Source organism: Citrobacter amalonaticus (assembly GCF_018323885.1).
GTDB classification, from domain to species: Bacteria; Pseudomonadota; Gammaproteobacteria; order Enterobacterales; family Enterobacteriaceae; genus Citrobacter_A; species Citrobacter_A amalonaticus.
On the sequence record NZ_AP024585.1, the window covers coordinates 1,469,326 to 1,490,852 of the forward strand.

The window sequence follows — 21,527 nt, forward strand, 5'->3', positions numbered from 1 at the left end:
TGGCCGGATGAGACATAGCGCGCCCTCATCCGGCAAGGGTTCTGAATCAGCCTCCCGTTACTGCGGAAGAGGTACCCGGCACCATCACTTCGGTCGCAATGATAACGATCAACAGCCCGACCATGACCGGTACGGAGGTGCGTTTTACCACTTCAAAAGGCGAGATTTTTGCCATCCCGGCTACCGCCACGACCACGCCGGAGACCGGGGAGATCGTACGGCCCAGGTTGGATGCCTGTAGCATCGGAATCGACAGATACGCCGGGTTGATACCCGATGATTGTGCCAGCTTAGGAATCATTTCCACGAAAGCGTAGAACGGCGCGTTACCGGAACCGGTGGTCATCGCTGCCAGCATGGTCAGAATCACCAGTACCAGCATCAAAATGATGCTCGCTGAGCCAAACGAAGTGGCGATGGAGATCAGGCTCTGGATGAAGCCAATCGTGCTCAGACCCTGTGCGAAAACACCCGCCGCAACTAACAGCATCACCACGTTAGCAAACGCATCGGCCATACCGCGATACGCCACTTCCAGACCTGAATACACTTTCTGGGTGTTGAAACCCCGGACGAACTCCAGCACCGCCGCAATTAGCATACAGAGCACCAGAATCGTAATGATGTGCAATTGTGGTCCCCACTTACCATCAAAAATCAGCACTCCGATAATCGGCGTAAATGGCAGAATGGCGTAGAACGCCGGTGCCGTGGTGGTGATTTCATTTACGTCCAGCATTTCGTGGGCCGCGTTCTCTTTTTTATCCAGATAACGTTGCCAGAAATAGTGGGCTATCGCCATTCCGATGATTGCCGCAATGGAGATCGGCAGTGTGGTTTTAAAGGCAAAATCGATCAGTGGCATTTCGGCTGCTTTGGCAGCCAGCACGACGTCACCGGAGGTAGGGGAAAGGATAATTGCGGCAGGCGAGGCGCAAATGGCCGCCGCGGCACCGCGGCTGATTCCTACGTTGACCATGATCGGGAAAAGCGTCGCCATCAACAATACGCCGAGTCCGGTAGCGGATGACACTGCCAGGGACATCAGACAGGCAACAAAATAGGCGGCAATCATCAACAAATAAGGTGAATTGATGTACTGCAAAGGCTTCGACGCCAGTTTCACGACCATATCGTTCGCGCCGATGTGGGTCATATAAGCGGCAAATCCGCAGAGCATCATGATCATCATGCCAAGGTCGCCACCACGGCTCATCAGCAGGATCTTGATGTATTCAACGATATCCGTCGCGGAATAACCCGTCGTGGTCTCGCTGGAAGGCAGCACTTTATGGCCCATCAGGGCGCTGGTAATCAGCAGCACCAGACCGCCAACAAAGAGCACGCCGGTTGCCGAATACCCTTTAATGATGTAGCGCGCTACACCCACAATAACCACAACTCCAATAAGGAGTTCGATAAATGTCAACATTGTTTCCCCTGTCGCGTAGACACCCAGAAGTGAAATTAAGATAATACCAATAAGTTGGGGTAAAAATGTGCCGAATAAGTGTTTGCTACTTGCTGATTAAAATCAATAAACAGAACGATTAGTCGTCGGTCAGCGGCTATTTTTTTCGTTGCCGTGATGAAGGTGAAATATTTTATTTTCCAGTCTCCAGGAAAATTCCCTGTTGTTTCATTTTTGTTTTGTTTATGCAGCATCATTGTTAATGAATGGCGGCGAAAGAGTGCTTTCAACGTGACAGAGTGAAAAGCATACAATATCTGACTGATAATCCAGCGATAAATAATACTGCAAAAGATAGGGTTTAATTACGGCATTCAAAATCTTAGAACAATCTGATTCAGGTCTGCATTGCCGCTGTTAAGGTTTCATTCAAGTTATTTTTGGTATAATCAAGACTGAACTTAAGAATGGTAATAAACGTTGTGAGTACAGCTAAAAAATATTTTCTCCTTTTTTCATTTCTTTTTATTCAGTTAGCGATGCTGCCGCGTGCAGTGGCAGAAGAAAAAGGGTGGTTTAATACCTTTACAGACAATGTTGCCGAAACCTGGCAGCAACCTGAGCACTATGATTTATATATTCCCGCGATAACCTGGCATGCGCGTTTTGCCTATGACAAAGAAAAAACCGATCGTTATAACGAGCGTCCGTGGGGCGGTGGTTTTGGCCAGTCGCGCTGGGATGAAAAGGGAAACTGGCACGGCCTTTATATCATGGCTTTCAAAGATTCATGGAATAAATGGGAGCCGATCGGTGGTTATGGCTGGGAGAGCACTTGGCGACCTCTGCCGGATGACAATTTCCACCTGGGGTTAGGTTTTACCGCCGGTGTGACGGCGCGTGATAACTGGAACTACATTCCTCTTCCTGTCCTGCTGCCGCTGGCTTCCATCGGTTACGGTCCGGCAACGTTTCAGATGACCTATATCCCCGGTACTTATAACAACGGTAACGTATACTTTGCGTGGATGCGTTTTCAGTTTTGAACTGTTTAACGGCAATAAAATTCATATAAAACAAAGTGATATAAGCTTATATCAAAAAATAACGCGACATTTATCACTTTTTGCCAAAGTTCGACTGGACAAAGTGAACCACAATTGGTGTACTGGTACCCGACACAGCATTTGTGTCTATTTTTCATGTAAAGGTAATTTTGATGTCTAAGATTAAAGGTAACGTTAAGTGGTTTAATGAGTCCAAAGGATTCGGTTTCATTACTCCGGAAGATGGCAGCAAAGACGTGTTCGTACACTTCTCTGCAATCCAGACCAATGGTTTTAAAACTCTGGCTGAAGGTCAGCGTGTAGAGTTCGAAATCACTAACGGTGCCAAAGGCCCTTCTGCTGCAAACGTAACTGCTCTGTAAGCTTACGTCAGCAAGATTTCAAAACCCGCTTATTAGCGGGTTTTTTTGTCTTTAGTGCGCGCTGGAGGCGGAAAATAGCCAGAATGCTAACGCCGTCATCGCAAATGATCCCAACAGGTTGACTAACACATTCAGCATTGCCCAGCCCACCCGACCTTCCTGCAGCAAAAAGACCACTTCCGCCGAAAAGGTAGAGAAGGTTGTCAGGCCGCCACAAAAGCCGGTTGTGATCAAGACTTTCCATACGGGATCGATATTAGTCATTCGACTAAACCATGCCAGTCCCACACCAATGATGAATGCACCCAGTAAATTTGCGGTCAGGGTTCCTATCGGAATCGCCTGATGCATGGGATTAAACCGCATACTGAGCATCCATCTCGCTACACTTCCTGTGCCACCGCCAATAAAAACCGCTAAAAGAAGTTGTAACACTGCATAATCCTGCTTTTGGTTGGTATATAAGATAAGTGTAACGCTGAATAATCATCGTTGGCGAGCCTGATAAACCTGACCGGAGGAATTATGCTAGTTGCTGCAGGGCAATTTGCCGTCAGTCCTGTGTGGGAAAAAAACGCAGAAACCTGCGTCATGCTCATGTCGCAGGCGGCGGGAAACGGCGCGTCAATGCTGGTTCTGCCTGAGGCATTACTGGCGCGAGACGATACGGATCCCGACCTGTCGGTGAAATCCGCCCAGTCTCTCGAGGGGGAATTCCTGCAACAACTGTTGCGGGAAAGCGCGTCGAATACGATGACCACTATTCTCACTGTTCACGTTCCTTCGCGTCCCGGTCGTGCGGTAAACACGCTGGTGGCGCTGCGTGGGGGGAAAATTGTGGCAAGCTACGCCAAGCTACACCTCTATGATGCTTTCTCCATTCAGGAGTCCCGCAATGTTGATGCGGGTAACGTAATCGCACCGCTGCTTGACGTGGATGGATTCAGAGTGGGGCTGATGACCTGCTACGATCTGCGTTTTCCTGAACTGTCGATGGCGCTTGCGTTGCAGGGCGCTGAAGTGCTGGTGCTACCGGCGGCATGGGTCAGAGGGGCGCTGAAGGAACATCACTGGTCGACACTACTGGCTGCCCGCGCGCTCGATACCACCTGCTATATGATTGCCGCAGGGGAGTGTGGTAACAAAAATATCGGGCAGAGTCGTATTATCGATCCCCTTGGGGTGACGATTTCGGCTGCGGCAGACGTCCCGACGCTTATCATGGCGGAGATCACCGTTGAGCGAATTCGCCAGGTGCGGGCGCAATTACCGGTATTACGCAACCGCAGATTTGTGCCACCGCAATTATTATGACGTTTTTTTAAACACTGCTTGATTCACCTTGTTACAGATTGCTATTGTGTGCGCGCGTCAAATGACCGTTAATATTCTCAGGTTACTAAGGGCGCGCTACGCTGCCTGTTTTAAGTTAAGAAGGTATCTATGGGTGAGATTAGTATTACCAAACTGCTGGTGGTGGCCGCACTGGTCGTTCTGCTGTTTGGTACCAAGAAGTTACGTACACTGGGTGGAGACCTGGGCACGGCGATTAAGGGTTTCAAGAAAGCAATGAATGATGAAGATGCGGGCGCGAAAAAAGACGCAGACGGCAGCATTCAGGCTGAGAAACTCTCTCATAAAGAGTAATACCCGGAGCTAAACGCCTGTCCGTTTTACCCTGATGAGAAAAAACCCGCGATTAAGCGGGTTTTTTATAGGCGAAATGTAAGTATTTATTTCGAAATTACTTCACTTCCATCCCTTTCGCCTGCAGGTCAGCATGGTAAGACGAACGGACGAACGGTCCGCAGGCCGCATGGGTAAAGCCCATCGCCATGGCTTCTTCTTTCATCTCTTCAAATTCGTCCGGGCTGACATAGCGCTGAACGGGCAGGTGGTGACGGCTCGGCTGCAAATACTGTCCCAGCGTCAGCATAGTCACGCCATGACGACGCAGATCGCGCATCACTTCAATGATTTCCGCATTCGTCTCACCGAGACCCACCATCAGACCGGATTTGGTCGGGATCTCCGGATGCGCTTCTTTAAAGCGTTCCAGTAATTTGAGCGACCAGTTGTAGTCAGCGCCCGGGCGAACCTGACGATAAATACGTGGCACGTTCTCAAGGTTATGGTTGAAAACGTCCGGCGGAGTGGCGGTCAGAATTTCCAGAGCACGATCCATACGACCGCGGAAGTCGGGGACCAACGTTTCAATCTTAATCGTAGGACTTTTCTCACGAATAGCGGTAATGCAATCGGCAAAGTGCTGAGCGCCACCGTCACGCAGGTCATCACGGTCAACTGAGGTGATAACGACATAGCGCAGGGCCATGTCGGCAATCGTTTGTGCCAGCTTAACCGGTTCGTTGGCGTCCGGCGCCACTGGGCGGCCGTGGGCCACATCACAGAACGGGCAGCGACGGGTACAAATAGCGCCGAGGATCATAAACGTGGCGGTACCGTGGTTGAAACACTCCGCCAGGTTTGGGCAAGAGGCTTCTTCACAAACAGAATGCAGGCCATTCTTACGCATTGCTGCTTTGATGCCCTGGATACGAGTGGAGTCCGCTGGAAGCTTAATTTTCATCCATTCCGGCTTGCGCAGCAGGGCTTCGCGCTCTGTTGCCACATTTTTGACCGGGATAAGGGCCATCTTATCGGCATCGCGGTATTTAACACCGCGTTCCATCACAATGGGTTTACTCATAGCGTGCGTGTTCCAGTTGCGAATAACGAGGGAAAGCGTTTTGATTCAAGGGAATGTTGTATTTATCAACTATTTTTGAATTCACTACACGCAGTATATCATTTAAACGGGCCTGAAAGCAGCCTGAGTGACCGGCAAAATGTAAAATAGTTGTTGTTTTGTGCCATTTGCCTGGCATCAGTTTTGACCGGGTCGCAACATTTCTTTTTCAGAAGGCGTCGCGGATCACTGCGATGACGTTCTCCAGTACCGGATCGCGTAAGCTCAGCTTGTTGTAGTGCAGTGAGAAGTCGATTTTCTCATGGTTCAGGGATGGATGGGGGATCCGCTGAAGCGGCCAGCAGTGGCTGAACAGCGTGAAGAAGCGCGCGGGCATAATACCCACCAGATCGCTGTGAGCAATGAGTGATGCCAGCGTGAAAATATTGTAGCTGCTAAAGCTGATTTGCCGATCGGGGAACAATTCCTGGATACGTTGGCGCAGGAGCGTGAAGCTTTGTCCTTCGATCATCAGCAGACTATGTTCAGCGTCATCGAGGGCTTCAGGGGTCAGGGTACGCGTCAGGGAAGGGTGATTCTGGCGGCAGACCAGTTCGATTTTGTCAGAAAACAGAACATGGTTCTCTACTGCGCGGTTGCTGTAGATGTGGTTATCAATAATCAAATCACTCTGAAACTGACTGAGTTGCGTTTCGGCATCATGGACGGGAATGTTACGCAGATGCAGTTGTGGATGGCTCGTTTTGATGGCGTGATAAATTGTCGGCATGACCAGCGCGCCGATAGACGGAGTGGTCCCGATAGTTATCGTCCGTTGTTTATCGTAGCTGCCGGTGAGATCCAGCGCGCCGAGAATGGATTCCAGCCCCTGGCTGATATACTCATGCAGATGGGTGGCATAAGTCGTGGGCGTCACGCCCTGGCCTTTTCGAATAAACAGGGGATCGGGAAATATTGTGCGCAGTTTCTGAATGGACTGGCTGATCGCTGAAGGAGTCAGATTGAGAACTTTCGCGGCGTTGACGATTCCTTTATGAACATAAACGGCTTCAAAAATAGTCAGCAGGTTCAGGTCTATATTTCTCAGCGTTCTGAAAATTTGCGGCTTATCTTCGGGTCGGTGTTCGTAGAAATGTCCTTTCGGCTTACTATTTTCACTCACGTTCTAACTCCAATTTAATTCACTTTATAAATAATAGTGATGCTTGTATTTGTTGTAAGCATGCGTTTTGCACCACTATTGTTCATCTCGCGGTATCGATAACCTTTTTATAGCAATGGATTGAAGGTTTAACGTTCGTATAAAGAAAAATCCTACGTCGTTTTTTATGACGGAGAAAACTCGTTAAAAATTCAAACTAAGACAAACAGAAAATATAGAAACCAGGAGACATTGTAAAGCATTTGAGCCGGAAGGGTGACAATGGCCCCCGATTTTTTGGGCCATTGCATTCAATAAGTTAAGCGGAAATATATTCGTAAGGGGGATTATTTAGCAGTGCTAAAATATTGGCTAATAATCGTGGTCGGATATTATCTGTCGTGGCCTGGCTATCCCATTGAGATATTTTTGCCATTTCCATGCCGGCATAACCGCAGGGATTAATTCGTAAGAAAGGCGAGAGATCCATATTAACGTTTAATGCCAGTCCATGGAATGAGCAACCGCGACGAATACGCAAACCGAGGGAACATATTTTCTTTTCACCGACATAAACGCCAGGGGCATCTGCACGCGGGTGAGCGTCAATATCCAGTTCAGCCAGAGTATTCACGACAGTCTGTTCCAGCAACGTGACCAATTCCCGCACGCCCAGTTTACGTCGCTTCAGGTTCAACAAAACGTACATAACCTGTTGACCTGGCCCATGGTAAGTGACCTGCCCACCGCGATCGCTTTGAATGACCGGAATATCGCCGGGCATTAAAACATGTTCCGCTTTCCCTGCCTGACCCTGGGTGAAAACCGGATAGTGCTCAACCAGCCAGATTTCATCGGGAGTCTGTTCATCGCGGGTGTTGGTAAAGTCGTGCATGGCCTGGGAGACGGGTTCGTAGGGTTGAAGACCGAGCTGGCGGACCAGTATTTTATCCTGAGACAAAACAGCATCTCCGTAGAGAAGTAATCAATGGGGGAGGGAAGTATATCACAGTGAAGAGGAGGCGAGGTGGGCGCCCGAACATGGTCGGGGCCCGAACCTGTATTACAGAACCATACGGACGATTTCGATGTTACCGAGTTCTTCGTACAGCGTTTCAACCTGCTCAATATGGGTCGCGTTGATGGTAATCGAGACCGAGTGGTAATTGCCTTTGCTGCTGGGTTTTACCGTCGGAGAGTAATCACCTGGCGCATGGCGCTGTACCACTTCAACCACCTGTTCAACCAGCTCAGGTAACGCCTGCCCCATAACTTTGTAAGTAAAAGGAGTAGGGAATTCAAGCAGTTCGTTAAGTTTGGTTTTCATGTCAGCTCCGGCGTAACGTAAATAAATAACAACTCCCGCCAGAGGGCGGGAGTTTTACTGATGCTTAGTATATGGGGATGGAAATCACACTTTCAAGTGTTCAATCTTTAACCAAACCAGTGATGGAACATTAACTTAATGTAATCAATGATTTTGCTGAAGAAGTTACCTTCCGGGATTTCCTGCAGCACGACCAGAGGGCGCTGCTCAATGGTTTTACCGTCAAGCTGGAAGTTGATGGTACCGACCACCTGATTTTTCTGCAGCGGCGCATGCAGCTCCGTGCTGTTCAGTACATAGCTGGCTTTCAGGTCTTTCATACGGCCACGCGGAATGGTCAGATACACATCTTTATCAACCCCTAAGGAGGCGCGATCGGTATCACCAAACCAGGACGGTTCAGAGGCGAATTCTTTGCCTGCTTTCAGCGGGTTAACCGTTTCGAAGAAACGGAAACCCCAGGTCAGCAGTTTTTTGCTTTCCGTTTCACGTCCTTTATAGGTACGCCCGCCCATGACCGCGGAGATCAAACGCATCTGACCTTCGGTCGCCGAGGCCACCAGGTTGTAGCCTGCTTTATCGGTATGACCAGTCTTGATGCCATCTACTTTCAGGCTGTTGTCCCACAGCAAACCGTTACGGTTCAACTGACGGATGCCGTTAAAGGTGAACTCTTTCTCTTTATAGACGGAATATTCGTTAGGAACGTCGCGGATTAGCGCTTGTCCAATCAGCGCCATATCACGAGCGGAACTGTACTGACCGTCGGCATCCAGACCGTGAACCGTCTGGAAATGGGTATTTTTCAGACCCAGCGCATTCACATAGCTGTTCATCAGACCGACAAACGCATCCTGACTGCCCGCCGCAAAGTCAGCCATCGCGACGCAGGCGTCGTTACCAGACTGCAGGTTAATCCCGCGAATCAGTTGCGATACCGGAACCTGCATACCCGGCTTCAGGAACATCAGCGATGAGCCTTTAAAGACCGGATTACCCGTGGCCCAGGCATCATTACCGATAGTGACCAGATCCGTTTCTTTAAATTTGCCCGCTTTCATTGCCTGACCGATAACGTAACTGGTCATCATTTTGGTCAGACTGGCCGGGTCGCGACGCGTATCGGCGTTTTGTTCCGCCAGCACTTTACCGGAGTTATAGTCAATGAGGATGTAAGACTCCGCGTCGATCTGCGGAACACCCGGGATCATGGTTTTGATATTCAGGTCATCGGCATGCGCGCCTGAAATAGCGGCTGTACAAAGAGCCGTGGTGAGCGCCATGCGCTGCAGGAAACGAGCGGAAAAAGTGGTCTTCATGGTCTGAACTACGACGTCCGTGATGGAATTAAAAAAAGTGCCCTACTATAGCAAATGCAATACCGGCAGGCATCTGACTTTCCGCATGACTTTGTTAACGTAGTTAACGTCATTTACAGAAACTGACACTTCAGATGCCCTTGTTACGTTACTGTGCGCCGGTAATGAAGGACTGTAATTGGGCTTCAGATTGTAAGCGCTGCTGCAGCGCACTGGCTTGTGCTTTACTGGCGAACGGCCCGAGCTGAATACGCCACACGGCGCCGTTCTGCGTGACGCGTCCAGGTACGCCAAACTGCTGGCCTAAGCGCTGTTGATATTGTTGGGCACGCCCCTGATCGCTCACCGCGCCGACCTGGACTACGTAACTGCCGCTGGCCGAAGCGGCGGCAGGCGCAGCCGTCGCAGCGGGTGTTGCTGCCGGTGCACTGACTGGTGCGCTAACGGGAGCTGCAGCCGCGGGCTGTGGCGCTGGCGTCGGTTCACTGCCTTCCAGTACACCTGCTGCCAGAGTCGTCGGGGCACCCAGGAACCCACTACTCTGAACCGGTGCGCCGGCATTATCTTCACTTTGCAAGGTGGAATTGCTGATGGCGCGAACGTCACCCTGAGGCTGCATCGCTTCCGGTGCGGAGGAGGCGCTGCCCATGCCGCCGCTCAGATCCGGACGTGAGGGCAGGGCATAAGTCTGTTTGGCCACGGTGGTACAGGCCATACCCGGACCAGACAATGAACCATCCTGTGCGACAATAATTGGGTCGATACGCACTTTGGTGTTATTGGAGGTGTTCAGACGGTCGGCAGCGGCACGCGACAGCGAAATCACGCGATCGTTGCCATAGGGACCTCGATCGTTAATGCGCACCACGATCATCCGTCCATTGGCGAGGTTAGTGATCCGCGCATAGCTCGGGATCGGTAACGTCGGATGCGCAGCGGTGAGCTGCATAGGATCGAACGCTTCGCCTGAGGCGGTCAGATTGCTACCGGGCTCGGCATCGTAGATCGCCGCGAACCCTGCCTGACTAAAGCGCGAGACATCCTGCACTATCTTGTAGCTCTTCCCGTCTCGCTGATAATCCTGATTAGCGCTCGGGTTGAGAGGTTCAAAACGCGGATCGGCTCCGCTGATTTCAACGACGGGCCCATTACATACCGCCGGTTGCGGCGCGACGGTGTTCTGTTGCTGACCATCATCACTCGTACATGCCGCGAGCAGCATAATTCCTGCTACGACGCAGACTCCAGGCAACTGCTTACGCATTGCGCACCCCTTACACGCTTTTCGATAACATTTTTCTGTGGGTGTGGATCGACATGACAATCCCGAACCCGGCCATCAACACGATCAGTGCTGAGCCTCCGTAACTGACCAACGGAAGCGGAACGCCTACAACAGGCAGAATCCCACTCACCATACCAATATTAACGAAGACATAAACGAATAAAATCAACATTAAGCCACCGGCCATCACGCGACCAAAGGTGGTTTGTGCGTGGGCGGCGATCCACAGGCCACGCATAATCAGCAGTATATACAGCGCCAGCAGGATCAGTATCCCAATCAGACCCAGCTCTTCCGCCAGGACAGCGAAGATAAAGTCGGTGTGGCGTTCGGGTAAAAATTCCAGTTGCGACTGGGTACCGTGTAACCATCCCTTACCGCTCAGACCGCCGGAACCAATCGCAATTTTAGACTGAATGATGTGGTAACCGGCACCCAACGGGTCGGTTTCCGGGTCGAGTAACATCATCACACGCTGACGCTGATAATCGTGCATCAGGAAGAACCACAGGATCGGAATGAACGCCGCGAGCAGCAGTACAGCGACGCCAATTAAACGCCAGCTCAGACCCGAGAGGAACAGCACGAACAGGCCGGAAAGCGCGACCAGAATCGAGGTCCCGAGGTCAGGCTGTGCCGCCACCAACAGCGTCGGCATAAAAATCAGCACCAGCGCGATGGCCGTGTTCTTCAGGGACGGCGGACAGACGTCGCGGTTGATAAAGCGTGCGACCATCAGAGGAACCGCGATTTTGGCGATTTCAGAAGGCTGAAAACGTACAATGCCGAGATCCAGCCAACGCTGCGCGCCTTTGGATATTGCCCCGAATGCATCGACCGCCACCAGCAGAATAATACAGAAAATATAGAGATACGGCGCCCAACCTTCATAGACGCGCGGCGGGATCTGCGCCATGACCACCATGATCACCAGCCCCATCGTAATCTGACCGACTTTACGCTCCATCATGCCAATGTCCTGGCCGCTGGCGCTCCAGATAACCAGTGAGCTGTAAACCAACAGCGCCAGCAAAATCAGTAACATGGTGGGATCAATATGGATTTTATCCCAGAATGTTTTTTTGTTCGGATTATCCGTCATGGTTATTGATCCTCCGCCGCTGCAACCGCCGGGTTTTCCGCTGGCAGATCGGTGTTGTTATCGCCCAACATGATGTGGTCAAGAATCTGACGCATAATGGTCCCCACCGCCGGACCCGCCCCCCCGTTTTCCAGAATGATGGCGACGGCCACCTGCGGGTTGTTATACGGTGCAAATGCGGTCATCAGTTTATGGTCACGCAGACGCTCGGCAATTTTATGCGCGTTATAGGTTTCATTGGCTTTCAGGCCAAAGACCTGTGCGGTACCGGATTTAGCGGCAATTTTATATGGCGCGCTGGCAAAATATTTATGCGCGGTCCCGTTGCCACGGTTGGCGACGCCATACATGCCGTCTTTCGCCAGTTCCCAATAACCAGAATGAATATCGCCGACCGGTGGCTCCTGCGGTTGTACCCAGGGAACCTTCTTGCCGTTTTCTGCGGTACTCATCAGCAGATGAGGCACCTTCACGACGCCGTCATTAATCAGGATCATCAGCGCCTTACTCATCTGAATCGGCGTTGCCGTCCAGTAGCCCTGACCGATGCCGACCGGAATGGTATCGCCCTGATACCAGGGTTTTTTAAAGCGTTTGAGCTTCCATTCGCGGGTAGGCATGTTGCCGGAACGCTCTTCCGCCAGGTCGATACCGGTATAGTGACCGTAACCGAATTTGCCCATCCACTCGGAGAGGCGATCGATCCCCATGTCATAGGCGACCTGATAGAAGAAGGTATCCGCCGATTCTTCCAGTGATTTAGTAATGTTCAGGTGTCCGTGACCCCATTTCTTCCAGTCACGGTAGCGTTTTTCCGAGCCGGGCAACTGCCACCAGCCTGGGTCAAACAGGCTGGTATTACGGGTGATAACGCCGGCGCTTAATGCAGACACAGCGACATACGGTTTCACCGTCGACGCAGGTGGATAAACCCCCTGCGTTGCGCGGTTGACCAGCGGCGTGTTCGGATCGTTAAGCAAACCGGAATAGTCTTTACTGGAGATACCGTCGACGAACAGGTTCGGGTCGTAACTGGGCATTGAAACCAGGGCCAGTACGCCGCCGGTGCGCGGGTCGGTGACCACCACGGCCGCGCGGCTACCGGCAAGCAGCGTCTCGATATACTGCTGCAGTTTGAGATCCAGCGTCAGGTAGATGTCGTGTCCGGCCTGTGGGGGGACTTCTTTGAGCTGACGGATGACGCGACCACGGTTGTTGACCTCGACTTCCTCGTAGCCGGTTTGACCGTGCAGCACATCTTCGTAGTAGCGCTCTATCCCCAGTTTCCCGATGTCATGCGTCGCGGCGTAGTTGGCCAGTTTGCCGTCTTTATCCAGTCGCTCAACGTCTTTATCGTTAATCTTCGACACGTAGCCAATGACGTGGGTAAGTGCGGAACCGTATGGGTAGAACCGGCGCTTATACCCTTTCACTTCCACACCCGGGAAGCGGTACTGGTTCACGGCAAAACGCGCAACCTGTACTTCGGTGAGGTTGGTTTTGACGGGAATAGAGGTAAAGCGGTGGGAACGTGCGCGCTCTTTCTTGAAGGCGGCAATATCGTCATCGGTCAGGTCGACAACGCTGCGCAGGGCATCCAGCGTTTGCTGCACGTTATCAACCTTCTCGGGCATCATTTCGACCTGATAAATGGTGCGGTTCAGGGCGAGAGGAATGCCATTACGGTCATAAATAATGCCGCGGCTGGGGGCGATAGGCACCAGCTTAATCCGGTTCTCATTCGAGCGAGTCTGGTAATCGGTAAAACGGACGATCTGCAAGTTATACAGATTGGCGATAAGCACGCCGGTGAGCAGTAAGATACCCAAAAAAGCGACCAGCGCCCGGCGCACAAATAGCGCGGACTCAGCCGTATAGTCGCGAAAAGAATTCTGTAATTTCATCCGCTGCTTAGTCTACTCAAGCTCAATGATCACTCACGGTGATAAGGGTGATTAGTGGTAATGCTCCACGCCCGATACAGGCTCTCTGCCACCAGCACCCGGACAAGCGGATGGGGAAGCGTGAGTGCAGAGAGCGACCAACTTTGTTCTGCCGCGGCTTTGCAGGCAGGGGATAATCCCTCCGGCCCGCCAATTAACAGGCTGACATCACGACCGTCCAGTTTCCAGCGTTCCAGTTCGGTCGCCAGTTGCGGCGTGTCCCAGGGCTTACCGGGTATATCCAGGGTGACGATGCGATTTTTGCCAGCGGCAGCCAGCATCTGCTCACCCTCTTTGTCGAGAATACGCTTGATATCCGCGTTCTTGCCGCGTTTGCCGGCCGGAATTTCGATCAGCTCAAAAGGCATGTCTTTGGGAAAACGCCGCAGGTACTCGGTAAAACCGGTTTGTACCCAGTCGGGCATTTTCGTGCCTACCGCGACAAGTTGAAGCTTCACGCATTAACTCCAGAGTTTTTCCAGCTCATACAGGCGACGGCTCTCTTCCTGCATAACGTGGACAATCACTTCACCCAGGTCAACGACGATCCAGTCGGCGACGCTCTCACCTTCCACGCCCAGCGGCAGCATTCCCGCAGCGCGAGATTCCTGCACGACGTGGTCAGCAATAGACATAACGTGACGGCTGGAAGTACCGGTACAGATGATCATGCAGTCGGTAATACTGGATTTGCCCTGAACGTCTAAGGCGATGATGTCCTGACCTTTAAGGTCATCAATTTTGTCGATAACAAAATCCTGGAGTGCTTTACCCTGCAAGTTTTCCCCCTGGGTGCATGAATGAGTATTAATAAGCCTGTCAGTATACCTGAACCCACCGGCTTTTCGGGACAAATGTCACCGGGTGACTTTGGAAAGTGGGCTATCATCCCACCCCATGCAACAGAATGCATCGCCATTTTTGTAAAACAATTTCTGCAAAACGCTGAAGGGTGGGAAAAGTCTGGCAGCGGAGAATAGCAGCCTGTCCGGGGGTGTCAATGGGCGGAGCGTTGCTGGCAGTAAAAAACAGATATTTTACTCGCCGGGCGTCCATATCGCTCTGCTGTTGAGAACCCGAAGCGTGGCAAAATCGCCAGTAAAATCAATGGCACTCCAGCAGCCTTGCTCAACGCGAAAATGCCACATCGCCGCGGCGGGCATGGCAAGCAACCGGGCGATTAACAGGCTGAGAACACCCTGATGGCTGACTATCAGCACATGATCATGGTGCTGATAGTCAGCGAGGATCGAAATTGCCTGCTCAACGCGCTGGGCGAAAGCCTGAAATCCTTCCCCATTGGTGGGAACGGCATTTTGCCAGTCGTTGCACCAGGCCGCGTAGTTTTCGGCATCTTCGCGGGCCAGATCCTGGTGATGACGCATCTCCCAGTCACCAAAAAACATCTCATTGAGCTCAGGCTTCACCTGTAGCGGCAGTTCACGTCCCTGAAGCACTAAGCGCGCCGTGTGCTGCGCGCGCTCCAGTTCGCTACACAGCACCTGCTTAAAGGGAACCTGGCGAAGCAGTGTATTCAGCGTTTGCGCTTGCGCCACGCCGCGCCCGGTCAACGGTGTGGGGGCATGACCGCTGTACAATCCCGCCACATTAGCCTCGGTTTCACCATGACGAACTAACCAGAGTCGCATTTATCCCTCGTGATACGTATTCGCGCAAAACATGATATTCGCCCTGAATGCGCGCGCTAATTTCTCTAAAATAGCCTCTTTTGCCAGGAGCGGCACGATGTCTCTATTCCAAAGCGCCCACGGCGGTAATATCCGTGAGGCGGCTGAGTTTCTCGGGATCTCGCCCGAGAAGTTGCTGGATTTTAGCGCGAATATTAATCCACTGGGTATGCCTGAAACGGTAAAACGCGCCATTGTCGACAATTTACACCTTGCCGAGCGCTATCCTGACGTCGATTACCGCCATCTGCATCAGGCACTGGCCCGACATCATCAGGTTCCCGTCGAATGGATCCTCGCCGGAAACGGTGAGACGGAGTCGATCTTTACTCTGGTGAACGGTTTGAAACCGCGGCGAGCGATGATCGTCGCGCCGGGATTTGCCGAATACCGCCGCGCGTTGCAGTGGAGCGAATGCGCGATTGATACGTTCATGCTGCGTGAAGAGGATGGCTGGCAACTGACCGGGGCGATTCTTGATGCGTTAACGGCAGAACTGGACTGTCTGTTTTTGTGCACGCCTAACAATCCCACCGGATTACTGCCGGAGCGGGCGTTACTCGAGGCGATTGCCGGGCGCTGTCAGGCGCTAAATATTGCGCTGATTCTTGATGAAGCATTTATCGATTTTATCGCAGACGAAGCGGGATTTATTCCGCTGTTAAAGGATAACCCGCATATCTGGGTTCTGCGTTCACTGACAAAATTCTATGCCATCCCGGGACTGCGGCTGGGATATCTCCTTAACAGCGATGTGCAGGCGGTCGCGGCGATGAGGGCGCGCCAGATGCCGTGGTCGATCAACGCTTTTGCTGCACTGGCAGGGGAACAGGTGCTGGAGGATACCGCGTATCAACAGGCGACATGGCAGTGGTTGCGGGAAGAGGGCGGACGTTTTTATCAGCAGCTGTGTGCGCTGTCGGGACTGACGGTCTATCCCGGTCAGGCGAATTATCTTCTGCTGCGTTGCGAAACCGATCTCCAGCGCGCTTTGCTGACGCGACATATTCTGATCCGCAGTTGCGCCAATTACCCAGGTCTTGATGGACGCTATTTCCGCGTGGCAATACGCAGTCAGGAAGAGAACAACCGCCTGCTGGCGGCGTTAACCGAAGTACTTAGCGATACAGTCCATGCTCATTGATATAGTCCAGCACCGCGTGCGGCATCAGATCATCACACGGTTCGCCGTTTTCCAGCCGCTCGCGGATGATCGTGGCGGAAATATTGAACCACGGCGTCTCGGCGAGATAAATTTTCCCTGCCGGTAGCTGGTGCAGATCGTCCGGCGTATTCGTCAGATGTTGATCCAGCCAATGCTGATGCTGTTCCTGCGCCATTTCAAGCGGATAGCCCGGACGGCGGCAGACAATCAGATGGGTATTGTCGAGAATGGTTTCGTAGTCGTGCCAGGTCGGGAAGGTCAGCAACGAGTCCTGGCCGATGATAAACGCCAGTGGGGCATCTGGACCTTGCTCTTCACGCCAGGCCTTTAGCGTTTGCGCCGTATAGGAAGGGGTGTCGTGCTTTAGTTCGCGCTCATCAAGGATAAACAACGGCTTGTCGGCAATTGCCAGTTCAAGCATAGTTTTGCGCTGTTCACTCGTCGCCTCTGGCTGCGGGCGATGAGGAGGAACATTATTAGGCATCACGATGACCCGTGATAAACCAATCAGATTGGCCAGCGTTTCCACGGGTTTGAGGTGACCATAGTGCACCGGATCAAAGGTGCCGCCAAAGAGTGCCTGTAACGATTTCATATCAGCCATCAATAAAAACTTCAGCCAGCGCTTTGTGGCAAATCAGCAGTGAGAGCCCTTCAAGCTCCGCCCAGACCGACTGGCCATAGTCCTGCTTCAGCGTGATTTCCGTACGTGTCAGTAACTGGACCGCCTGACGTAACTGCGCCGGACTCAGTCGGTTCAGCGCGTCGCCAATCATGCCCCGACGGTTTTGCCAGACGCGATGCTTATCAAAAAGCGTGCGCAGCGGGGTATGGGCCGACTGGCGTTTCAGCGTAACCAGCAGCAACAGTTCACGTTGCAGGGTTCGCAGCAAAATAACCGGTTCGCTGCCTTCCAGACGTAACTGCTGAAGAATGTGCAGTGCGCGCTTACTTTTGCCCATGATCAGCGCATCCACCCAATGGAATGGGGTGAAGTGGGCGGCATCATTAACGGCCTGCTCGACGCGAGGCAGGGTGAGCTTTCCGTCGGGCCACAGTAACGATAAACGCTCCAGTGCCTGCGCCAGCGCCAGCAGGTTACCTTCATAGCAATAGCACAACAGTTGATTTGCTGCGTCGTCCAGCTGCAGATTATTTTGTTTTGCGCGCGCCGCCACCCAGCGGGGAAGTTGCGCCTGCTCCGGCGTCTGACAACTGATCTGTACGCTTCGATCGGTCAGCGCTTTAAACCATGCGGCATTTTCCTGGGCTTTGCTGAGCTTGTTACCGCGTACGATCAGCAGCAGATCGTCATGCAGCAACTTAACCAACGTTGCCAGTTGTTCATTAATCGCGGCATTCGGACCGTTTTCGGGCAGTAGCAACAACAGCGTCTGACGGCTGGCGAACAGACTCATCGCCTGGCATTGCGAGAATAATGCGTTCCAGTCGGTATTGTTGTCGAGAGTAAACGTGTGGTGTTCGTCGAACCCCTGCGTTGCCGCAACCTGACGGATGGCATCCTGGCCTTCCTGCAACAACAATGGGTCGTTTCCAAGGAGCAGATACGCCGCGCGCAACCCTTCAGAGAGTTGCGCGCGGAGTTGTTCAGGGTACAACCGAATCATCAGTTACCCAGCGTGCTGGAGACACGCGTTGAAGAGGAAGCGGGTGCCGCTTCTTTATCGTCAACGGCAACCTCTTCTTGCGATGAGAGACGATCCGCAGCATGTACGCTTGGCAGCTTACGAATTAATTGCTCCGCCGCTCTGTCGTACATTTCTTTGATGATCATATCCTGCTCGTTATCCTTCGCCAGCGCCATCTGTGGGTTGTCGAAGAACGAACGGAATACCCGGACGCTGATAGGATAAATATCGTGACCAGGAATCAATACTGACGCATTAACCGTCATAATCATCTGATATTCCGCTGTCTGCCCATTCTGGAAGACAGATGCGGTATCTTTCGAAATGCTGACCCGACCCAGACGCAGAGACGGTACGTCTTTACGCAGCGTACTCTTATCCAGCAGCTCAACGTCGTTCAGACGCAGTTGGTTACGCACCGCACGGCTTAGCGGACCGTTCGGATCCCCCGTGTCCAGAATCATGGTTTTCATGGTGTCCGGTACCTGCGTGGTATTGCGCAGGTGCCAGCCACATCCGGCGGTGGTTAACACCGCCAGAGATAACAACAATGTTGCCAGATATCGCACGCTTCCTCCCGCGCTTAGCCAACGACCAGATTGAGGAGTTTACCCGGTACGTAAATCACTTTACGCACGGTAACGCCATCAAGATATTTAGCGACCAGATGTTCCTGGCCAGCACGTTCACGAACCTGCTCTTCTGTCGCATTCACCGGAACGGTGATTTTACCGCGCACCTTGCCGTTAACCTGAACCACGACCAGCGTGGAGTCTTCGACCATTGCAGCATTGTCCGCAACTGGCCACGGCGCGTTGTCGATGTCGCCTTCGCCTTTCAGCGCCTGCCACAGCGTAAAGCAGACGTGTGGGGTGAACGGGTTAAGCATCCGGACTACCGCCAGCAGCGCTTCCTGCATCAGCGCGCGATCCTGCTCGTCATCCTGCGGGGCTTTCGCCAGCTTGTTCATCAGCTCCATCACGGCGGCAATCGCGGTGTTGAAGGTCTGACGGCGGCCGATATCATCGGTCACTTTAGCGATCGTTTTGTGTACATCGCGACGCAGCGCTTTCTGATCTTCTGTCAGCACGTCAACGTTCAGCGACGCAACATCGCCACGGGAAGTGTGTTCATACACCAGTTTCCAGACACGTTTCAGGAAGCGGTTAGCGCCTTCCACGCCGGACTCCTGCCATTCCAGCGTCATATCAGCCGGAGAGGCGAACATCATAAATAGACGCACGGTATCCGCGCCGTAACGCTCAACCATTACCTGCGGGTCGATACCGTTGTTTTTCGACTTGGACATTTTGCTCATGCCGGTATACACCAGCTCATGGCCCGCCGCGTCTTTCGCCTTCACGATACGGCCTTTCTCGTCGCGTTCAACGATCGCATCCACCGGAGAAACCCAGTTACGCTCGCCGTTTTCGCCCACATAGTAGAACGCATCCGCCAGTACCATCCCCTGACACAGCAACTGTTTCGCCGGTTCGTCAGAGTTCACCATGCCGGCATCGCGCATCAGTTTGTGGAAGAAGCGGAAGTAGAGCAGGTGCATGATGGCATGTTCGATACCGCCAATGTAAATATCTACCGGCAGCCAGTAGTTTGCCGCTTTGGAATCCAGCATCCCTTCCTGATACTGCGGACAGGTGTAGCGCGCATAGTACCAGGATGACTCCATAAAGGTGTCGAAAGTGTCAGTTTCGCGCAGTGCAGGCTGGCCATTAACGGTGGTTTTTGCCCATTCAGGATCGGCTTTGATCGGGCTGGTGATGCCGTCCATCACGACATCTTCCGGCAGGATCACCGGCAATTGATCTTCCGGCGTTGGCAGCACGGTGCCGTCTTCCAGCGTGACCATCGGGATCGGCGCACCCCAGTAACGCTGACGGGAAACGCCCCAGTCGCGCAGACGGTAGTTGATCTTACGCTCGCCCACGCCTTTGGCGGCCAGCTTATCGGCAATGGCGTTGAAGGCCGCGTCGAAGGCCAGACCGTCAAATTCGCCAGAGTTAAACAGAACGCCTTTATCGGTCATCGCCTGTTCGGAAAGATCCGGCTCTGAACCATCGGCTGCCAGGATAACCGGTTTAATGGTTAAGCCGTATTTGGTGGCAAATTCGTAGTCGCGCTGATCGTGACCCGGTACGGCCATGACCGCGCCAGTGCCGTATTCCATCAGCACAAAGTTAGCCGCCCAGACCGGGATTGCTTCGCCAGTCAGCGGGTGAACCGCCTTAAAGCCGGTATCGACGCCTTTTTTCTCCATGGTCGCCATGTCAGCTTCGGCCACTTTGGTGTTACGGCATTCGTCGATAAAGGCTGCCAGTTCAGGGTTGTTCTCTGCCGCTTTCTGCGCCAGCGGGTGACCAGCGGCAACCGCCAGGTAGGTGGCACCCATAAAGGTGTCCGGGCGGGTCGTGTAAACGGTCAGCGTGTTGTCATAATCGTACACGTTGAAGGTGATTTCCACGCCTTCAGAACGACCAATCCAGTTGCGCTGCATCGTTTTCACGGTGTCAGGCCAGTGATCCAGTTTATCCAGATCGTTGAGCAGTTCATCGGCATAGGCGGTGATTTTAATAAACCACTGTGGGATCTCTTTACGCTCAACTTTGGTGTCGCAGCGCCAGCAGCAGCCGTCGATAACCTGTTCGTTCGCCAGTACGGTCTGATCGTTCGGGCACCAGTTGACCGCGGAGGTCTTCTTGTAGACCAGACCTTTTTTGTACAGTTCGGTAAAGAATTTCTGCTCCCAGCGATAGTATTCCGGGGTACAGGTCGCCAGCTCGCGGCTCCAGTCATAGCCAAAGCCCAGCATTTTGAGCTGGTTCTTCATGTAGGCGATATTATCGTAGGTCCACGGTGCCGGCGCGGTATTGTTTTTCACCGCCGCGCCTTCCGCAGGCAGGCCGAAGGCGTCCCAGCCGATGGGCTGCAACACGTTTTTGCCCAGCATGCGCTGATAACGGGCGATCACGTCACCGATGGTGTAGTTACGTACGTGGCCCATGTGTAGTCGACCAGAAGGATAGGGAAGCATAGACAGGCAGTAATACTTCTCTTTGCTCTCGTCTTCGGTAACTTCAAATGTGCGCTTCTCATCCCAGTGAAGCTGTACTTTGGATTCTATCTCTTCCGGGCGGTATTGCTCTTGCATGGCAGCCAGTGGTCCTGTTTTCAATACAGCTACAAACGTAGCTTCGATGTGGTGTTTCAGATCCGCATAGCATAGCCCAAACGCCCGCGTCAAAACAGCCTTTCGCGCATTCAGGTTCGAATTCACGCCACGGTAATCCTTGCACGAATTTACATACTCTGTGGACAGTCTTGCAAAGCGCAACCCAAATAA

22 protein-coding genes are annotated in these 21,527 nt (G+C 52.7%); 5 read left to right on the forward strand and 17 right to left on the reverse strand.

Annotation, left to right across the window (positions count from 1 at the left end; translation table 11 throughout):
• Positions 1–46: 46 nt before the first annotated feature.
• A complete protein-coding gene (gene dcuC / locus KI228_RS06805) occupies positions 47–1,432 on the reverse strand; it encodes an anaerobic C4-dicarboxylate transporter DcuC (protein ID WP_061070383.1) in 1,386 nt (461 codons plus the stop codon).
• Between the two features lie 446 nt (positions 1,433–1,878).
• Between dcuC and pagP the strand changes: the two genes are divergently transcribed.
• Entirely contained in the window at positions 1,879–2,457 is a 579-nt protein-coding gene (pagP, locus tag KI228_RS06810) for a lipid IV(A) palmitoyltransferase PagP (RefSeq protein ID WP_043001433.1), read from the forward strand.
• 173 nt (positions 2,458–2,630) lie between these two features.
• Positions 2,631–2,840 carry a transcription antiterminator/RNA stability regulator CspE gene (cspE, locus tag KI228_RS06815; protein WP_000034826.1) on the forward strand — a complete coding sequence of 70 codons (210 nt, stop codon included), beginning with the start codon at positions 2,631–2,633 and terminating at the stop codon, positions 2,838–2,840.
• A 51-nt stretch (positions 2,841–2,891) separates the two neighbouring features.
• Here cspE and crcB read toward each other — a convergent pair whose 3' ends face one another.
• Positions 2,892–3,275, reverse strand: coding sequence for a fluoride efflux transporter CrcB (gene crcB, locus KI228_RS06820; protein WP_043001432.1), 384 nt, complete (start codon positions 3,273–3,275; stop codon positions 2,892–2,894).
• Between the two features lie 90 nt (positions 3,276–3,365).
• On the opposite strand from crcB, the gene KI228_RS06825 reads away from it, so the two are divergent.
• Both KI228_RS06825 and tatE read left to right on the forward strand, forming a co-directional pair.
• The gene (locus KI228_RS06825) at positions 3,366–4,154 is read left to right on the forward strand and encodes a deaminated glutathione amidase (protein ID WP_061070382.1); all 789 of its coding nucleotides are present in this window, start codon (positions 3,366–3,368) and stop codon (positions 4,152–4,154) included.
• Positions 4,155–4,283: 129 nt separating this feature from the next.
• On the forward strand, positions 4,284–4,487 hold the full coding sequence (tatE, locus tag KI228_RS06830; RefSeq protein ID WP_043001430.1) for a twin-arginine translocase subunit TatE: 204 nt from the start codon (positions 4,284–4,286) through the stop codon (positions 4,485–4,487).
• Positions 4,488–4,584: 97 nt separating this feature from the next.
• On the opposite strand, the gene lipA is transcribed toward tatE, so the two are convergent.
• The 11 genes from lipA to KI228_RS06885 all read right to left on the reverse strand — a co-directional run bounded on the left by lipA (position 4,585) and on the right by KI228_RS06885 (position 15,316).
• On the reverse strand, positions 4,585–5,550 hold the full coding sequence (gene lipA, locus KI228_RS06835; protein WP_044266391.1) for a lipoyl synthase: 966 nt from the start codon (positions 5,548–5,550) through the stop codon (positions 4,585–4,587).
• A gap of 208 nt (positions 5,551–5,758) precedes the next feature.
• Positions 5,759–6,712: a YbeF family transcriptional regulator gene (locus tag KI228_RS06840; RefSeq protein ID WP_044256603.1), complete on the reverse strand. Its 954-nt coding sequence runs from the start codon at positions 6,710–6,712 to the stop codon at positions 5,759–5,761.
• A gap of 298 nt (positions 6,713–7,010) precedes the next feature.
• The gene (gene lipB / locus KI228_RS06845; RefSeq protein WP_054176130.1) at positions 7,011–7,652 is read right to left on the reverse strand and encodes a lipoyl(octanoyl) transferase LipB; all 642 of its coding nucleotides are present in this window, start codon (positions 7,650–7,652) and stop codon (positions 7,011–7,013) included.
• Positions 7,653–7,754: 102 nt separating this feature from the next.
• Positions 7,755–8,018 (reverse strand): DUF493 family protein YbeD, encoded by a 264-nt coding sequence (ybeD, locus tag KI228_RS06850; RefSeq protein ID WP_042320704.1) that lies wholly within the window; start codon positions 8,016–8,018, stop codon positions 7,755–7,757.
• 107 nt (positions 8,019–8,125) lie between these two features.
• A complete protein-coding gene (dacA, locus tag KI228_RS06855) occupies positions 8,126–9,337 on the reverse strand; it encodes a D-alanyl-D-alanine carboxypeptidase DacA (protein ID WP_043001427.1) in 1,212 nt (403 codons plus the stop codon).
• Positions 9,338–9,485: 148 nt separating this feature from the next.
• Complete coding sequence (gene rlpA / locus KI228_RS06860) at positions 9,486–10,601, reverse strand: endolytic peptidoglycan transglycosylase RlpA (RefSeq protein WP_043001426.1); 1,116 nt, start codon at positions 10,599–10,601, stop codon at positions 9,486–9,488.
• Positions 10,602–10,611: 10 nt separating this feature from the next.
• Positions 10,612–11,724 (reverse strand): peptidoglycan glycosyltransferase MrdB, encoded by a 1,113-nt coding sequence (mrdB, locus tag KI228_RS06865; RefSeq protein ID WP_043001425.1) that lies wholly within the window; start codon positions 11,722–11,724, stop codon positions 10,612–10,614.
• A gap of 2 nt (positions 11,725–11,726) precedes the next feature.
• Positions 11,727–13,628, reverse strand: coding sequence for a peptidoglycan DD-transpeptidase MrdA (gene mrdA, locus KI228_RS06870; protein ID WP_043001424.1), 1,902 nt, complete (start codon positions 13,626–13,628; stop codon positions 11,727–11,729).
• A 29-nt stretch (positions 13,629–13,657) separates the two neighbouring features.
• Positions 13,658–14,125 carry a 23S rRNA (pseudouridine(1915)-N(3))-methyltransferase RlmH gene (gene rlmH / locus KI228_RS06875; protein WP_003022725.1) on the reverse strand — a complete coding sequence of 156 codons (468 nt, stop codon included), beginning with the start codon at positions 14,123–14,125 and terminating at the stop codon, positions 13,658–13,660.
• A gap of 3 nt (positions 14,126–14,128) precedes the next feature.
• Entirely contained in the window at positions 14,129–14,446 is a 318-nt protein-coding gene (gene rsfS / locus KI228_RS06880) for a ribosome silencing factor (protein WP_012904988.1), read from the reverse strand.
• A gap of 258 nt (positions 14,447–14,704) precedes the next feature.
• On the reverse strand, positions 14,705–15,316 hold the full coding sequence (locus tag KI228_RS06885) for an adenosylcobalamin/alpha-ribazole phosphatase (protein ID WP_044266384.1): 612 nt from the start codon (positions 15,314–15,316) through the stop codon (positions 14,705–14,707).
• 97 nt (positions 15,317–15,413) lie between these two features.
• Here KI228_RS06885 and cobD point away from each other — a divergent pair, with 97 nt between their 5' ends.
• Entirely contained in the window at positions 15,414–16,499 is a 1,086-nt protein-coding gene (gene cobD / locus KI228_RS06890; protein WP_043001421.1) for a threonine-phosphate decarboxylase CobD, read from the forward strand.
• On the opposite strand, the gene nadD is transcribed toward cobD, so the two are convergent.
• From nadD to leuS, 4 genes are read right to left on the reverse strand one after another with little or no spacing between them, the layout of a single operon-like run.
• Complete coding sequence (gene nadD / locus KI228_RS06895) at positions 16,474–17,115, reverse strand: nicotinate-nucleotide adenylyltransferase (protein ID WP_080343225.1); 642 nt, start codon at positions 17,113–17,115, stop codon at positions 16,474–16,476. The genes cobD and nadD overlap by 26 nt on opposite strands.
• Before the next feature lies 1 nt (position 17,116).
• Positions 17,117–18,148: a DNA polymerase III subunit delta gene (gene holA, locus KI228_RS06900; protein WP_043001419.1), complete on the reverse strand. Its 1,032-nt coding sequence runs from the start codon at positions 18,146–18,148 to the stop codon at positions 17,117–17,119.
• Positions 18,148–18,738, reverse strand: coding sequence for an LPS assembly lipoprotein LptE (lptE, locus tag KI228_RS06905; protein WP_043001418.1), 591 nt, complete (start codon positions 18,736–18,738; stop codon positions 18,148–18,150). The genes holA and lptE overlap by 1 nt, the downstream gene beginning before the upstream one ends.
• Before the next feature lie 14 nt (positions 18,739–18,752).
• The gene (gene leuS / locus KI228_RS06910) at positions 18,753–21,335 is read right to left on the reverse strand and encodes a leucine--tRNA ligase (protein WP_061070698.1); all 2,583 of its coding nucleotides are present in this window, start codon (positions 21,333–21,335) and stop codon (positions 18,753–18,755) included.
• Positions 21,336–21,527: the final 192 nt, after the last annotated feature.

Coding starts and splice junctions, on each gene's coding strand:
- dcuC (WP_061070383.1), bottom strand. CDS start 1,432: ATGTTGACATTTATCGAACTCCTTATTGGAGTTGTGGTTATTGTGGGT.
- pagP (WP_043001433.1), top strand. CDS start 1,879: ATGGTAATAAACGTTGTGAGTACAGCTAAAAAATATTTTCTCCTTTTT.
- cspE (WP_000034826.1), top strand. CDS start 2,631: ATGTCTAAGATTAAAGGTAACGTTAAGTGGTTTAATGAGTCCAAAGGA.
- KI228_RS06825 (WP_061070382.1), top strand. CDS start 3,366: ATGCTAGTTGCTGCAGGGCAATTTGCCGTCAGTCCTGTGTGGGAAAAA.
- tatE (WP_043001430.1), top strand. CDS start 4,284: ATGGGTGAGATTAGTATTACCAAACTGCTGGTGGTGGCCGCACTGGTC.
- lipA (WP_044266391.1), bottom strand. CDS start 5,550: ATGAGTAAACCCATTGTGATGGAACGCGGTGTTAAATACCGCGATGCC.
- ybeD (WP_042320704.1), bottom strand. CDS start 8,018: ATGAAAACCAAACTTAACGAACTGCTTGAATTCCCTACTCCTTTTACT.
- dacA (WP_043001427.1), bottom strand. CDS start 9,337: ATGAAGACCACTTTTTCCGCTCGTTTCCTGCAGCGCATGGCGCTCACC.
- rlpA (WP_043001426.1), bottom strand. CDS start 10,601: ATGCGTAAGCAGTTGCCTGGAGTCTGCGTCGTAGCAGGAATTATGCTG.
- mrdB (WP_043001425.1), bottom strand. CDS start 11,724: ATGACGGATAATCCGAACAAAAAAACATTCTGGGATAAAATCCATATT.
- mrdA (WP_043001424.1), bottom strand. CDS start 13,628: ATGAAATTACAGAATTCTTTTCGCGACTATACGGCTGAGTCCGCGCTA.
- KI228_RS06885 (WP_044266384.1), bottom strand. CDS start 15,316: ATGCGACTCTGGTTAGTTCGTCATGGTGAAACCGAGGCTAATGTGGCG.
- cobD (WP_043001421.1), top strand. CDS start 15,414: ATGTCTCTATTCCAAAGCGCCCACGGCGGTAATATCCGTGAGGCGGCT.
- nadD (WP_080343225.1), bottom strand. CDS start 17,115: ATGAAATCGTTACAGGCACTCTTTGGCGGCACCTTTGATCCGGTGCAC.
- holA (WP_043001419.1), bottom strand. CDS start 18,148: ATGATTCGGTTGTACCCTGAACAACTCCGCGCGCAACTCTCTGAAGGG.
- leuS (WP_061070698.1), bottom strand. CDS start 21,335: ATGCAAGAGCAATACCGCCCGGAAGAGATAGAATCCAAAGTACAGCTT.